Here is a 14,454-nt window from a genome sequence, read left to right on the forward strand (position 1 = left end):
GAGCAAGCCCGCTCCCACATTTTTGGGCTTTGTTTATTCAGTTACTAATGCATCGACCTCAGCGGTGCCAGGCGAGGTCGCCGGCCCCCAGCGCGTTACCGCCAATGCCGCCGCTGCGTTCGCTCGACGCGCCGCCTCAACCGGTTTCAAGCCATTCGCCAACCCGGCAATAAATACTCCCGCATGTGCATCCCCCGCGCCATTGCTGTCCACGGCCTGAACCTTGAATCCAGGGACATGCTCGATCTGAGCCCCTCGCCCTACCCAGCAACCCTTTGGCCCATCACGCACAACCAGCAGTGCCTGCAAGTGCTGATTGAGCATGGGCAGCGCCTGACTCATATCCGCCGCCCCGGTAAACGCCAACGCTTCAGGGCCATTGCTGGTCCAGATGTCGATACGCGGCAACAACGCGCGCATCAACGCGGAGTCCGGCGCCTTGACCTGCGGGCCTGGGTCGAACACCACCACGATCTCTCGCGGTAGCGCCTGCAACCAGTCAAGCAACGGCTGCGCCTTACCTTCAAGCAGCAAGCTGTAGCCACTGACGTATACGTAGTCATCGACACGCGGGACGATCTGAGCCAAATCGTCGGCGCTCAACTCACCCTCGGCGCCGAGATGGGAGATGAAGGTGCGTTCGGTGCTCGCTTCAGTCAGCGACACGCACAAGCCGGTATCTTTGCCAGCGCTGGCCGCCAAGGCCATTTCAATACCCTCGCCCTGCATCGCGGCACGCGCCAGCTCGCCAAAGCGCCCCTCGCCATGGCGGCCCAGGTAAACCACCGGCAACCCATTACGCCGCGCCGCAGCCATTACATTGAAACCGCCACCGACTTGGAAACTGGCGGAGTTGGCCAGCACGTCACCGCCGCTTGCCGGCAGGGTGTCGAGGCCCATGACCAGGTCAACAATGACCTGGCCGGTGTGCAGCAATCTAGACATTGGCGCTCTCTGCTAAAGCAGGACGACGGTCAGACGCCCCGCCCAATACTGCATATATGCCGCCCGCCACCAGGAAGGTCACGATCCAGCCCAGGCCGTTATGGCCCAGCCAGGAGTCGGACAGCGGCCCGGCAAACCAGATGTTTTCGGCGGTGGTGCCGATGGTGGTGAAGCTGAACCCCAGCACGATGGCCACGGCCCAGGCGCCAAATGCACGCCACTCCACACCGCCGCGATACCAGTAGGCACTGCTGGGGCTGACGTCCAGCAGGTCGGTGGGGCTGTAGTAATGCCGGTGAATCAAGTCGACCACGAAGATCCCGACCCACGCCGTGATCGGCACCGCCAGCAGCGAAATGAAGGTAATGAACGGGCCATAGAAGCTGTCGGCGATCAGCATGAAGTAGATGGAGCCGGCAAAGATCGCGACGATATCGACAATCACCGCATGCACACGCTTGACCTTCAAACCCAGGGTCAAGGTGGTGAGGCCGGCCGAATACACCGACAGGTTGTTCGACAGCAACAGCCCGCCGAACGCGGTGATCAGGTAAGGCACGGCCATCCAGGTCGGCAGCATGTCGCGGATCGCGACGATGGGGTCGGTGGCCGACGCCAGGTCATTGTTACCCACCGACAATAGGCCGCCGAGGGTGATCAACAGCACCAGCGGGATGCCCGCGCCAAACGCGGCGGAGGCCACCAGGCGTACGGCCTTGACGCTGCGGTGCTGGTAACGCGACATGTCTGCACCGGCGTTGGCCCAACCAATACCGGTACCGGCAGCCATGGTGCCCACGCCAATGATCATCGCGCTCAACGGCGCCGGGGTGGCGTTGAACACCGCGCTCCAGTCGATGGTGGCGCACAGAAAGCCGCCCACCAGAATGTTCAAGCCGCCGAAGACGTAGGTGGCCCACTTCTGAATCACCAGCAGCGTGGCGTGGCCCAGGCCCGATACGGCCAGGGTCAGCAGCACGAAGATAGCGATGAAGATCAGGGTAAGCACCGGCGCGCTCTTGGCCTCCACGGCCGAGCCGAACAGGATGGAGCTTAACGACAACAACACGAAGGCTGCGGTGGTGGTGTTGACGGTTTCCCAACCCAGGCGCGACATCAGCGACACCAAGGTCGGGCCGATATTGCCGCGCACCCCGAAGATGGCGCGGGACAAGGTCAGGCTGGGCGCGCGACCACGGCGGCCGGCGATGGAGATGATGCCCACCACGGCAAATGAGCCGGCGGCGCCAAGAATCGCGACGATGATCGCCTGCCAGATGGCCAGGCCACGAAACGCCACCAGCGTCGCACCAAGGGGCAAGCCGAGGATGCTGATATTGGCGGCGAACCACACCCAGAACAATTGCAGCGGATGACCGTTGCACTCGCTTTCCGGGACCGGCTCAATGCCGCGTGTTTCCAATTGCCCGGCGCTTTGGCCGGAAGAGGGGCTGCTCATGAAAGGGTGCTCCTGGTGCCTGTATTGTTGTGGTTGTGGCAGCGAGTCGAATCTTTATCCGGTCTTCCTGACCCAACGCTTTTTAATGTGGGAGCTGGCTTGCCTGCGATTGCGGTGGGTCAACCAGCCCCGCAGCCACTGGAAAACCGCTATCGCAGGCAAGCCAGCTCCCACATTTAGTTCCGTGTTTATCGCAAGGCCAATAACCCGTGGACCAGCGGCTGCAAGTCCAGGCCATTGACCCGCTTGACCTGTTCAACCATCACCTCAGGCCAGCATTGCATGCCCAGGCACGCCCCCAGCATGGCGCCGAGGATCGCGGCAATGGTGTCGGTGTCGCCGCCCAGGCTGGCGGCCAGGCACAGGGCTTCGAAGGCGTTCATGTCGCCCGAGGCCACTTGCTGGGCCAGGGCAAACGACACCACCACCGACTCCTGGGAAGCCACCGAAGTACCGATCAACTCGTAAAGCAGGTCGGCAAACAACGCTTTGTCGCCGCTGCCGACGCTCAGGGTGCGGGCCCAACTGATGCGGGTAGAAATGCGTCCGCCCGCGATCCAGTGACCATGGCTTTCGGCCTGGCGGGCAATCTGGGTCCCGATATTCAAGGCTTCCCCCAGGTCCACGCCATTGATGCCAGCCGAGACCACCGCCGCCACGGCCGCAGCGCTGGAAATACCCAGGCTGGTGTTATGGGTGACCTGGCACGCCTGGATCACCGCCTGGATAAACCGCCCCGGGTCGCCGACATCGGCGGCGATGCCCACCGGGGTGATGCGCATGGCCGCGCCATTGGTGGTGCCGTAGCGCCCGGATTCCTCCGGGGTATGGCCGGCGAGGATCATGTCGATAGCGCGCTTGGTGGACGGCCCGAGCAAGTCCTGGGAGCCTTTGGCGCGCATGCCCGCTTCCCAATCGATCAAGCGTTGGGCAAGCACAGCGGGCTGGATCTGGCCCTGGCCTTGCACCAGTAACTCGGCGACCAGGATGGCTTGCTCGGTGTCATCGGTGATGGAGCCGGCAGGCATGTTCGGTGCAATGGGCTGGTCGGCGTCGGCGTCTTCCAGAGCGGTGATGGCACCGAAGCGCTTTTGTACCTGCTCGCGGCTCAAGGATTGGGTGGGCATACCCAAAGCATCGCCCAGGGCCAGGCCATAGAAGGCGCCAAGGGCGCGATTTTCGCGGGTCATTTCGACGCTCCAAACTGCAGATGCAGGCGAAAGTGCAGCGGGTCGAGCAGGCTTTCGACATGCTCCATGAACCGCTCGCGACGATCATAGGTGGTGCGCGCAGCCTTGAGAAATACTGTGCCGCTGGGACGCCCGAGTAATTCGGCATCTTCATCACTCAGCGGCTCGGCACCGATCCACTGATCGCCCTCGGCCCCGACGTAGCCGTAGGCGGCCAGGGTGATGGTCAAGGAGTTATCGATCAGGCCAATGCGCGGCAGGCTTTCCAGGTCGCCAACGGCCGGCATCAGCGAGCGTTCCAGGGACACCGCTGTGCCGTCTGCGGTGCGCCGAAGGCGGTCGAGGGTAATGAACTGGTCGGTGCCGAACGGCTGAACAGATCCGGGCGCGTGACGGCCTCGAAACGCAGGATGTCGGTGCTTACCTGGGCGCCCGTATCGGCCAAGGCCTGAGCCCAACCGCTGCGTTGGTCCAGCACCATGCCGTCAAAGGTGACGATCGAGCCGACCCCACTCTGGGTGGCGATGTAGTTGCGACGCTTGAGTTCGGCCAGCGCCTCACGCAGCGTGCCACGACTGACCGCAAATTCCTCGGCCAGTTGATGCTCGCCCGGCAACAGGAAGCCGTCGGCCATGACCCCACCCTCGATACGGCGGATGAGTTCATCGACGACGCGTTTTTTCTTATCAAATCGAACATGTCTAATCATGTACAAATTGATAACCGAAAGCGCGCGTTTACCGCAAGAGGATTATTTCAGGCTGAAGACAAAACCCGCCTCAGGGCTCCAGGCCAATGAGGAAAAACTCCCCGCTGCTCCATACGCCAAGCCAGTTCTGACCGTTGATCGGACGGCTCACGGCCAGCTCCACCAACTGGTAAAAAGCGTTGCGATGCACGAGGGCTTCAAGATTGGTGCGAACGCGCACGTAGGGTGCGGGTTCCTGGGTGACGGGGTCGATCACCACCCGCAGCGGGTGTTCGAGGCCTGCCTCGACCTGTTCATCGACATTGGTGGTAAAGCGCAAAACCTGGCTTTCGCCCTGCCCTTGCACGTCCAGGGTCACGGCGACAAAGGGCGCATCATCGACCTGGATGCCGACCTTCTCCACTGGCGTCACCAGGAAATAATCATCGCCATCGCGGCGGATGATGTTGGAGAACAGCTTGACCATCGGCTTTCGCCCGATGGGCGTGCCCTGGTAGAACCAGGTGCCGTCACGGGCGATGCGCATGTCGATATTGCCGCAGAAAGCCGGGTTCCACAGATGCACCGGTGCCGGCCCTTTGCCCTTGGGCAGTTGGGCCAATAAATCATTGGCCTTGGCGGAATCGGTCATGACGGGCTCCTCTGTTTACTGATTGCTCATGCCCAGTAAACCGCGGGCATATTGCGCCAGGGGACGGGCAATCAAATCTTGTGGCGATGTGTCGTGGAACGTCAGTAAACCGCCACGACTGCGAATACGTGCAGTATCAATCAAATACTGGGTGCTGGTCTCGATCAACATGACTTGGATCACCCCGCTGTCCAAGCCAAGGCGGTCCAGAGCTTGTTGGTCGGTCCACTCGTCGGCGTTGCCGATACGGTCATCGGCTGCCGCAAAGCGGCAATACAGCAGGTAGTGAGCACCGGCGTCGCGGGCTTCGGCCATGGCCTGTTCCAGCCCTTCGGGCTGACGGGCGCGACGCACCATGGGGAAATATTCGACGAAGCCATTGAATGCTTCCTCGGCCACCACATTGGGCCGCGGGTAAGCGCTGCCCGGCGGCACGAAGGCGCCTTGGGCGATAAACACAAAGGAGTCCGGCTGTATGCGCACCGAGGCAGTACGCCGCGTATCGCTGTGGTCGAGCAGCCCGGCATCGCTCATCTGATAGCGGGTGCCTTCGGCCATATCACTGACGGTCATGCAACCGCCCAGGGCCAATGACGCCAGCAGCAAAACCAGACTACGCATCCTAATCCTCCAGAGGCCGGTGACAGGAAACCGGCGAATGGGGCGTGGGATGCAGGTTCTACGCCAGTTCGAGCAGCGCATGACAAATGTGGGGCTTGCCTGCGATGCGCATAGGTATCTACACAACGTCGGTACGACGCTGGACCTGTGGCGAGGGAGCTCTTCATCCATCAATTGACAGACAAAAAAAGGGCGACCGAAGTCGCCCAAAATGCCTTGCGTGCTCATGTAACCCGGAAAGACTTAAGGTTTTTTACGCTTGTTCGCGTCTTTCCAGATAAAAAATCCAAACCCTACAAAAAACAGCACCATGAGGCTAACAGTCAGCACTCCGGCGAAAACCACATTATCGAAAAACATGACCGGCCTCCTGCACTTGCCCTGTTGCGATAGGGCTAAGTTAATGGAGAAGGCACAGTGGGAAATTGACCAGGATCAATGTCGCCCACAACGGGGCGTAAAGAAGGGGAATAACTGACCTGCATCAACGGATGCAGGGTGTTTCAACGCTTTTTCGGTTTGTTCTTGGGCTTTTTCTTGGGTTTGCCCAGGGGCATGGCTTGTTCGAAGGCTTGGCGCACTTCATTCAAGCGTTTGTCATTGAGGTCGTGCACGCGCTTGGCGCGTTCGGCGTTCAGGTCGATCAGCTTGTCGTCATCACTCATGGCTTGGCTTACGTCGTGGCGGTAATGCCTCAATAATGCGGCCTGCCTCGCCCGACGGCAATTAAGCGAGCGACAAAATGCAGGCCATCGACCAGAATCGGCGCTTTCTACCCTGCCCAGGAGGCGCATCCAAGTGGCCTTGCACAACGACCTTCCGCCACTGTTGGCCCTGCGCGCCTTCGAAGCCGTGGCGCGGCACTTGAGTTTTATCAAGGCGGCCAACGAGTTGTCGGTGACCCAAAGTGCGCTGAGCCACCAGGTGCATAAGCTCGAACACCACTTGGGCAAGCCGCTGTTTATCCGGCGAACCCGTGCGATTGACCTGACGTTGGCCGGGCAAGCGTACTACGAGCAGATCCGCCCTGCCCTGGACGCTATCGCCGCTGCGACGCGCAACCAACGGGGTGCGCCCAGCGCCAATGTGTTGCGTATCGGCTTGCTGGCGTCCTTTGCCACGTTGTGGCTGGCGCCGCGCCTGGCCGAGTTTCTACAGCGCTACCCGCATATCCAGGTGGAGTTGCTGCCCGCGATTCAATTGGCCAATGTCGCCACGGCCGAGGTTGACCTGGCCATCCGCTACGGCAAGGGCGACTGGCCCGACGTGCACGCCACGCGCCTGATGGCCGAAACCCTGTCACCAGTATGCAGCCCTGCATTCAAAGCCCGGCAGGTCGCCAGTGGCCCGTTGTTGATGGCGACCTCTCACCGTCCTTTCGAGTGGACCTATTGGTCCGCCCATTACCAGGTCAACCTCGATCGCCACCCCCGCGTGATGCTGCATGACTACAACATCGTGGTCGAAGCGACCGTGGCCGGCCAGGGGATCGCCATGGGCCGCCATCGCCTGATCGAACGCAGGCTCCAGGACGGCAGCCTGGTGGAGGCTTTTGACTGGCCGCCCTATCACAGCGACATCGGCTATTGGCTGATCGCCCCCCAGGGCCCGCTCAGTGAGACGGCTGAATGCTTCAGCCAGTGGCTGAAGCAGGCGTGTGCCGACGCGTGAGTTTTTTCGATACGTCGAGTGAGATCTATCCGTTTGTCGCCCCTCGCCACCGCCAACATGCTGGAACCTTCTGACACCAGAGGGTTTCACCATGACCGACTCCATCCGCCAGCGCGTACACGCCCTCGGCCTGACACTGCCCACGCCCAGCCAACCCGCGGCCAACTACATCAATCATGTGAGCAGCCAGCATCAACTGTTCATCTCCGGGCAAATTCCCATGCTCGATGGCAAACCCGCCTACCTTGGCCGCCTGGGTGACTCCCTCAGCGATGAAGACGGCGCCCAAGCGGCAGAACTGGCGGCACTGGGCCTGCTGGGGCAACTAAGCGACGCGCTGGGCGATGACCTGTCGCGGGTGGTGCGCGTCCTGCGTCTGGGCGTGTTCATTGCCAGCAGCGCCGATTTCCAGCGCCAGAGCGTGGTCGCCAATGGCGCCTCGAACCTGCTGGTCAACGCCCTCGGCGACAAGGGTCGACACGTGCGCACTGCCGTAGGGGTCTGCAGTTTGCCGGCTGGCGTCGCCGTGGAGGTCGATGCCATTTTCGAGTTGCAGCCATGAGCCCGCTGCAAGTGCAGCACTTGCGAGAGGCCACGCCCGGTTGCCAATCCGGCATCGTGCACTTCAATCACGCCGGGGCATCCTTGCCCAGCCAGGCGACGCTCGACGCCATCATCGAACAGCTGCAACGCGAAGCTCGCGACGGCCCAATGGAGGCCGGCGAACAAGGTGCCGTCTTAGTGGAAAAGGCCCGCCGAGCCGCCGGGCAACTGCTCAATGCGCCCGCGTCGTCGATTGCCTTCGCCAGCAGTGGCTCCACGGCCTGGAGCATGGCCTTCCAGGCGCTGGGGCCGTGGCAACCGGGCGATCGAATTCTAGTGGGGCGCCATGAATGGGGCGGTAACCTGGCGAGCATGGAACTGGCCGTTCAAGCCGGGGCGCGGGTGGAGGTCATCCCGTGCGATGCCAGCGGCGCCGCCTGCCCTGTGGCACTGGAGGCAATGCTCGATGCCAAGGTGAAGCTGATCGACCTCACCTGGCTGCCGGCCAACGGTGGTTTGATCAACCCGGCCCAGGCCATCGGCGATGTGGCCAGGCGGCATACCATTCCCTACTTCATCGACGCGGGCCAAGCCGTCGGCCAGCTGCCGGTGGATGTGCAAGCGTTGCAGTGCGATGTGCTCAAGTCCGCCGGCCGCAAACACCTGCGCGGGCCTCGCGGTACCGCACTGCTGTACATCCGGCCGGAGTTTCTCCCGCACCTGAACCCGGCCCAACGCGACGTATTTTCAGCGCCCTGGACCGCCGAAGGCTTCGACCTGCGCAACGACGCGCGACGCTTTGAAACCAGCGAAGTGTCCTTCGCCCTGCTGGCCGGCCTGGGCAATGCGTTGCACGAGATCAGTCAACTGGGGATTGAGCGGGTATGGCAAAGAGTCTTGCAGACCAGCGCGCGAATCCGCGAAGCACTGCGTCAGATACCGGAGATCAGCTTGCACGACTTGGGCAACACGCATTCAGGCTTGATCGCGTTCAACCTGGCCGGCTGGGATAGTTTTGAACTCAAGCAACGCCTGGGGTTAAAGCGCATCAACATCGGCGCCAATGGCGTGGCCTACACCCCGCTGGACATGCAAGCGCGTGGGTTGAGCAGCGTTGCGCGCATCTCCGTCAGCCCGCTTAACACCGATGACGAGATTGAGTTGCTGGTGAAGGCCTTGCGCGAACTGAAGGGTTAAACCTCGATATCCACCCACAGGCCCTGGCGCGGCGCGTCTTCGATCAGCGGCGCCACGGGCACGGTGTTATCAGCGTTGAGCAAGTCGCCGGGAATCGGCAAATGCTGCTGCGCGTCGTCGTCAGCTTCGCGCCGACGCTTGTGTTGCTCCTGCTGGCGCCGCTGCTCTTCGCGCAACAGAAAGGTCGATTGCTCGGCATCGCCTTTTTTCAGGTCGATCGTGCTCTCGTTGGAACCCGCTTGAACGGGCACCACCGGCGGGATATCCGGCTTCTGGCGTGCCGGGTCGAGTTGCGACGTGACCGGCACAACACTGACGGGCAGCATGGGTGGCAGCATGATAATTATTCTCCTGATCAACAGGCTGTCGGCGGGTGGCAGGGTGACTTGAGCACCCGCGTGCCAAGCTGTGACTCAGTCGACACTCTCAAGTGCCCGCCATCCGTCGATTCAATTTCCGCCGGCCCGTATAAACAGCGTAGTTTTTGTCAGAGTTCTTGGGCGCCGGGCCGTGTTCCGTTAACATAGTCGGCTTTTTCACGGCGGGAGTCAGGCAGCATGGCGCAGCAGTATCAACCGGGGCAACGCTGGATTAGTGACAGCGAAGCAGAGCTGGGGTTAGGCACCGTTCTGGCACAGGACGGCCGCTTGTTGACCGTGCTCTATCCGGCCACTGGCGACACGCGCCAGTATGCGCTACGGAATGCGCCCCTCACTCGCGTGAGGTTTTCGCCGGGTGACACCATCACCCATTTCGAAGGCTGGAAAATGACCGTACAGGAAGTCGACGACGTCGATGGCCTGCTGGTCTACCACGGCCTCAATGGGCAGAACGAGCAGGTCACCCTGCCGGAAACCCAACTGTCCAACTTCATCCAGTTCCGCCTGGCCAGCGACCGTCTGTTCGCCGGGCAGATTGACCCGCTGGCGTGGTTCTCGCTGCGCTACCACACCCTGGAACACACCAGCCGCCAGTTGCAGTCCTCGCTGTGGGGCTTGGGTGGCGTACGCGCCCAACCGATTGCCCACCAACTGCACATCGCCCGCGAAGTCGCTGACCGTATCGCGCCACGCGTGTTGCTGGCGGACGAAGTGGGTTTGGGCAAGACCATCGAAGCAGGCCTGGTGATCCATCGCCAACTGCTCTCGGGCCGCGCCAGCCGCGTACTGATCCTGGTCCCGGAAAACCTGCAGCACCAATGGCTGGTGGAAATGCGCCGCCGCTTCAACCTGCAGGTTGCGCTGTTCGATGAAGAGCGCTTTATCGAAAGCGATGCCACCAACCCGTTCGAAGACACCCAGCTTGCACTCGTTGCGCTGGAATGGCTGGTGGACGACGAGAAGGCCCAGGATGCGCTGTTTGCCGCCGGCTGGGACTTGCTGGTGGTCGACGAAGCCCACCACCTGGTGTGGCACGAAGACAAGGCCAGCGCCGAATACTCGCTGGTCGAACAACTGGCCGAGGTGATTCCCGGCGTGCTGTTGCTGACTGCTACCCCGGAACAACTGGGCCAGGACAGCCACTTTGCGCGCCTGCGCCTGCTGGACCCGAACCGCTTCCACGACCTGCAAGCCTTCCGCGCCGAGAGCGAAAACTATCGCCCGGTGGCCGAAGCCGTGCAGGAGCTGCTGGACAAGGGCCGCCTGTCGCCGACCGCACACAAGACCATTCAAGGCTTCCTCGGCGACGAAGGTGAAGCCCTGCTCACCGCCGTCAACGATGGCGACACCGAAGCCAGTGCCCGCCTGGTGCGTGAGCTGCTGGACCGCCACGGCACCGGCCGCGTGCTGTTTCGCAACACCCGTGCCGCGGTGCAAGGCTTCCCCGAGCGCAAGCTGCACGCCTACCCGCTGCCGAACCCGGACGAATACCTCGAACTGCCCCTGGGCGAACACGCCGAGCTGTACCCGGAAGTCAGCTTCCAGGCGCAACCGGACATCGAGGAAGAGAACCGCTGGTGGCGCTTCGACCCACGGGTCGAGTGGCTGATCGACCAGTTGAAAATGCTCAAGCGCACCAAGGTCCTGGTGATCTGCGCCCACGCCGAAACCGCCATGGACCTGGAGGACGCCCTGCGCGTGCGCTCCGGCATTCCGGCCACGGTGTTCCACGAGGGCATGAACATTCTGGAGCGTGACCGCGCCGCGGCCTATTTTGCCGATGAAGAGTTCGGTGCCCAGGTGCTGATCTGCTCGGAAATCGGCAGTGAAGGCCGTAACTTCCAGTTTTCCCATCACCTGGTGCTGTTCGACCTGCCGTCCCACCCCGACCTGCTGGAACAGCGCATCGGGCGTCTGGACCGGATCGGCCAGAAACACGTGATCGAACTGCACGTGCCCTACCTGGAAACCAGCCCGCAAGAACGCCTGTTCCAGTGGTACCACGAAGCGCTCAATGCCTTCCTCAACACTTGCCCGACTGGCAACGCCTTGCAGCATCAGTTCGGCCCACGCCTGCTGCCCTTGCTGGAAGCTGCCGACGACGGCGAGTGGCAAGCCCTGATCGACGAAGCGCGTGCCGAGCGCGAGCGCCTGGAGCAGGAGCTGCACACCGGTCGCGACCGCTTGCTGGAACTCAATTCCGGTGGCGCTGGGGAAGGTGATGCGCTGGTCGAGGACATCCTCGAACAAGACGACCAGTTCGCCCTGCCGATCTATATGGAAACCCTGTTCGACGCGTTCGGCATCGACAGCGAAGACCATTCGGAAAACGCGCTGATCCTCAAGCCCAGCGAAAAAATGCTCGACGCCAGCTTCCCCCTGGGCGACGACGAAGGTGTGACCATCACCTACGACCGTAACCAGGCGCTGTCGCGCGAAGACATGCAGTTCATCACCTGGGAGCACCCGATGGTGCAAGGCGGCATGGACCTGGTGCTGTCCGGCTCCATGGGCAACACCGCCGTGGCGCTGATCAAGAACAAGGCGCTCAAGCCAGGCACCGTATTGCTTGAGCTGCTGTATGTCAGCGAAGTAGTCGCCCCGCGCTCCCTGCAACTGGGCCGCTACCTGCCACCGGCCGCCTTGCGCTGCCTGCTGGATGCCAACGGCAATGACCTGTCGGGCCGCGTGTCGTTCGTGACCTTGAATGACCAGCTGGAAAGCGTGCCACGGGCCAGCGCGAACAAATTCGTGCAGGCCCAGCGTGACCAACTCACACCGCGCATCAACGCCGGTGAAGAGAAGATCGCCCCGCGTCACGCCGAACGCGTGGCCGAAGCCAAGCGTCGCCTCGCGGCAGACACCGACGAAGAACTGGCGCGCCTGACCGCGTTGCAAGCGGTCAACCCGACCGTGCGCGACAGCGAGCTGGTAGCCCTGCGCAACCAACGCGAGCAAGGCCTGGCCATGCTCGATAAAGCCGCGTTGCGACTGGAAGCAATTCGAGTGTTGGTGGCGGGTTGATAATCCGCTGAACATAAAAGGCCCGCGCAATGCGGGCTTTTTTATTGGCCTTGCAGGCCTCATCGCGGCATAGGTATCTACACAACTCTGAAGCAATCGACAGTAACCACGATGCGAAGCGAGCCGCTCTTGATCTGCTTTTGATCTTGATCTTAAGCGCCCCGTCAAACCACGCTGGCCGGAATTCGACAGGGATTTGGGGGGTAAACCGGCAGGGATGCCGGTTTAGCCGCCCCGCGCCATGGATGGCGCGTGGCGGCGGCCCCCCCAAATCACTGGCGGATTACGGGCACACCGAGCCCAAGCGAGGTGCCGAGTGGTGGGGCAAGAGCGTTTTGCTTACTTTTGCGCTGTTCAAAAGTGAGCCGCCGTCAGGGCGGAACCCTAAGTGGCCGTTACCTAAATAACGGATACGTACCCGGCCCAACTGTGTTGACTGTGAGGCCGCCTTCGCGAGCAAGCCCGCTCCCACAGTTGGACGGTGGGGTGCCAGAGCTGAACAGGCAAGCCAACTCTCACAGGTGGATCGCGGGACGGCTATCCGGCCTTCGCGAACAAGCCCGGCTCTCACAGTTGACCACACAAGGTTCAGTCAACTCGGTCAAAGGTGGGAGCTGGCTTGCCTGCGAAAGGGTCACCTCGATCTCAAGCTGTAGCCGCAGCCGCCGGCACCTCAACCGCACTCAACCCTTCCTTCATCCGCTTGGCATCGCGCACAAAACTGCGCGAGGCCTGGAACAGAAACAGCATGGTCAAGAACAGCGCCACCGGAATCAGGTACATGGCGTCATGCAAGCCCACCGCTTTATAAGCCTCGGTCATCTGCTGCGCCCCGGCCGCATACATCGCCGAATGGGCAAAATGATCGGACAGCGCCCCGACCACCACCGGCCCCATGCCACCGCCGAGCAGATACAGCCCGGCAAAAAACAGCGCCATCGCTGTCGCGCGCAAACGCGGCTCGACCACGTCCTGGATCGCGGTATACACGCAGGTGTAGAAGTTGTAGGCAAACAACCAACCCACACTGAACAGCGCAACAAACACCCCGATCTCAACACGCCCGGCGTGCAATGCCCAGGCGGTGGTGACCGTGGAGATGATCAAGCTGAACGCAGCAAACAACAATCGACCATTGGCGACCCGTTGATGAATCTTGTCGGCAATCCAGCCGCCCAGCGTCAATCCCACCAGGCCGGTCAGGCCGACGATGACGCCGGTTGCGACGGCCGCGTCCTGCAACGGCATGAGGAAATAGCGTTGCAACATCGGCACCAGGAATGAGTTGCACGCATAGGTGGCAAAGTTAAAACACAGCCCGGCCAGCACCAGCCACAGAAAGGTCGGCACGGCCAGCACGCGGCGGATCGGGCGGTCGACGCGCTCCTGGGAAACTTGCACGGTTTCCGCTGCCCCCCGCTTGGGTTCTTTTATGTAGAACATGAACACCGCCAGGATCAGCCCCGGCACCGCCGCGATAAAGAAGGGCGCGCGCCAGCTGTCGAACGCCTTGACCATCGCACCGATGGTGAAGAACGCCAGCAATAGGCCCAACGGCAGGCCGAGCATGAAAATCCCCATGGCCCGGGCGCGGCGGTGGGCGGGAAACAGGTCGCCAATCAGCGAATTGGCCGCCGGTGCATAACTGGCTTCGCCGATGCCAATGCCCATGCGCACCAACAGGAAGGTCCAGAAACTGCCGACCATGCCATTGACCGCCGTCAGCCCGCTCCAGGCGAACAAGCCCCAGCCCATCAACTTGCTGCGTGAACCGGTATCGGCCAGGCGCCCGAGCGGTAGCCCGGCAATGGCGTAGACGATGGTAAAGGCGGTGCCGATGATACCGAGCTGGAAGTCGCTCAAGTGCCATTCCATGCGGATGGGCTCGATGATGATCGCGGGAATGGTACGGTCAAAGAAATTGAACAGGTTGGCGAGGAACAGCAGGAACAGAATGCGCCAGGCATTCGCCGCTTGGGTCGAGTTCTGCATGGGTCCGTCTCTTTTATTGTTATGAGAGCTGCGATGCCCGATGCATCCTGCTCAGGTCACTGCAACATAGTCAGGCTGGCGGTGATTGTCTG

At 61.9% G+C, this 14,454-nt stretch carries 13 protein-coding genes and 1 pseudogene; 4 read left to right on the forward strand and 10 right to left on the reverse strand.

Annotation, left to right across the window (positions count from 1 at the left end; translation table 11 throughout):
• Positions 1-33 precede the first annotated feature (33 nt).
• The 8 genes and pseudogenes from N2A98_RS19850 to N2A98_RS19880 form a co-directional block, all read right to left on the reverse strand.
• Positions 34-945, reverse strand: coding sequence for a PfkB family carbohydrate kinase (locus N2A98_RS19850; RefSeq protein WP_275622542.1), 912 nt, complete (start codon positions 943-945; stop codon positions 34-36).
• Positions 938-2,404 carry a cytosine permease gene (locus N2A98_RS19855; protein ID WP_044267462.1) on the reverse strand — a complete coding sequence of 489 codons (1,467 nt, stop codon included), beginning with the start codon at positions 2,402-2,404 and terminating at the stop codon, positions 938-940. Before N2A98_RS19855 ends, N2A98_RS19850 begins: the two co-directional genes overlap by 8 nt.
• 188 nt (positions 2,405-2,592) lie before the next feature.
• Positions 2,593-3,594 carry an ADP-ribosylglycohydrolase family protein gene (locus N2A98_RS19860; protein WP_275622543.1) on the reverse strand — a complete coding sequence of 334 codons (1,002 nt, stop codon included), beginning with the start codon at positions 3,592-3,594 and terminating at the stop codon, positions 2,593-2,595.
• Positions 3,591-4,303, reverse strand: a pseudogene (locus N2A98_RS19865) (GntR family transcriptional regulator). The gene N2A98_RS19860 and the pseudogene N2A98_RS19865 overlap by 4 nt, the downstream one beginning before the upstream one ends.
• A 70-nt stretch (positions 4,304-4,373) precedes the next feature.
• Positions 4,374-4,934, reverse strand: a complete 561-nt coding sequence (locus tag N2A98_RS19870; RefSeq protein WP_275622544.1) for a DUF1285 domain-containing protein — start codon at positions 4,932-4,934, stop codon at positions 4,374-4,376.
• Positions 4,935-4,949: 15 nt separating this feature from the next.
• Positions 4,950-5,555 carry a DUF4823 domain-containing protein gene (locus tag N2A98_RS19875; RefSeq protein WP_003193513.1) on the reverse strand — a complete coding sequence of 202 codons (606 nt, stop codon included), beginning with the start codon at positions 5,553-5,555 and terminating at the stop codon, positions 4,950-4,952.
• A gap of 243 nt (positions 5,556-5,798) precedes the next feature.
• On the reverse strand, positions 5,799-5,915 hold the full coding sequence (gene ccoM / locus N2A98_RS27185) for a cytochrome c oxidase subunit CcoM (protein ID WP_019817835.1): 117 nt from the start codon (positions 5,913-5,915) through the stop codon (positions 5,799-5,801).
• Between the two features lie 143 nt (positions 5,916-6,058).
• A complete protein-coding gene (locus N2A98_RS19880) occupies positions 6,059-6,220 on the reverse strand; it encodes a hypothetical protein (RefSeq protein WP_003193515.1) in 162 nt (53 codons plus the stop codon).
• 133 nt (positions 6,221-6,353) lie between these two features.
• Between N2A98_RS19880 and N2A98_RS19885 the strand changes: the two genes are divergently transcribed.
• The 3 genes from N2A98_RS19885 to N2A98_RS19895 all read left to right on the forward strand — a co-directional run bounded on the left by N2A98_RS19885 (position 6,354) and on the right by N2A98_RS19895 (position 8,966).
• Positions 6,354-7,226, forward strand: coding sequence for a LysR substrate-binding domain-containing protein (locus N2A98_RS19885; RefSeq protein WP_275622545.1), 873 nt, complete (start codon positions 6,354-6,356; stop codon positions 7,224-7,226).
• A 91-nt stretch (positions 7,227-7,317) separates the two neighbouring features.
• The gene (locus tag N2A98_RS19890; protein WP_044267479.1) at positions 7,318-7,788 is read left to right on the forward strand and encodes a RidA family protein; all 471 of its coding nucleotides are present in this window, start codon (positions 7,318-7,320) and stop codon (positions 7,786-7,788) included.
• Positions 7,785-8,966, forward strand: coding sequence for an aminotransferase class V-fold PLP-dependent enzyme (locus N2A98_RS19895; RefSeq protein WP_275622546.1), 1,182 nt, complete (start codon positions 7,785-7,787; stop codon positions 8,964-8,966). Before N2A98_RS19890 ends, N2A98_RS19895 begins: the two co-directional genes overlap by 4 nt.
• Here the strand turns inward: N2A98_RS19895 and N2A98_RS19900 are convergent.
• Positions 8,963-9,304, reverse strand: coding sequence for a hypothetical protein (locus tag N2A98_RS19900; protein WP_044267485.1), 342 nt, complete (start codon positions 9,302-9,304; stop codon positions 8,963-8,965). The two genes, N2A98_RS19895 and N2A98_RS19900, sit on opposite strands and share 4 nt — an antisense overlap.
• 219 nt (positions 9,305-9,523) lie before the next feature.
• Between N2A98_RS19900 and rapA the strand changes: the two genes are divergently transcribed.
• Positions 9,524-12,370: an RNA polymerase-associated protein RapA gene (gene rapA / locus N2A98_RS19905; RefSeq protein ID WP_032895680.1), complete on the forward strand. Its 2,847-nt coding sequence runs from the start codon at positions 9,524-9,526 to the stop codon at positions 12,368-12,370.
• A gap of 645 nt (positions 12,371-13,015) precedes the next feature.
• Here the strand turns inward: rapA and N2A98_RS19910 are convergent.
• A complete protein-coding gene (locus N2A98_RS19910; RefSeq protein WP_034125959.1) occupies positions 13,016-14,362 on the reverse strand; it encodes an MFS transporter in 1,347 nt (448 codons plus the stop codon).
• Positions 14,363-14,454 lie beyond the last annotated feature (92 nt).

The organism is Pseudomonas sp. FJ2-5-13 (assembly GCF_029201605.1).
Taxonomy (GTDB): Bacteria; Pseudomonadota; Gammaproteobacteria; order Pseudomonadales; family Pseudomonadaceae; genus Aquipseudomonas; species Aquipseudomonas lactis.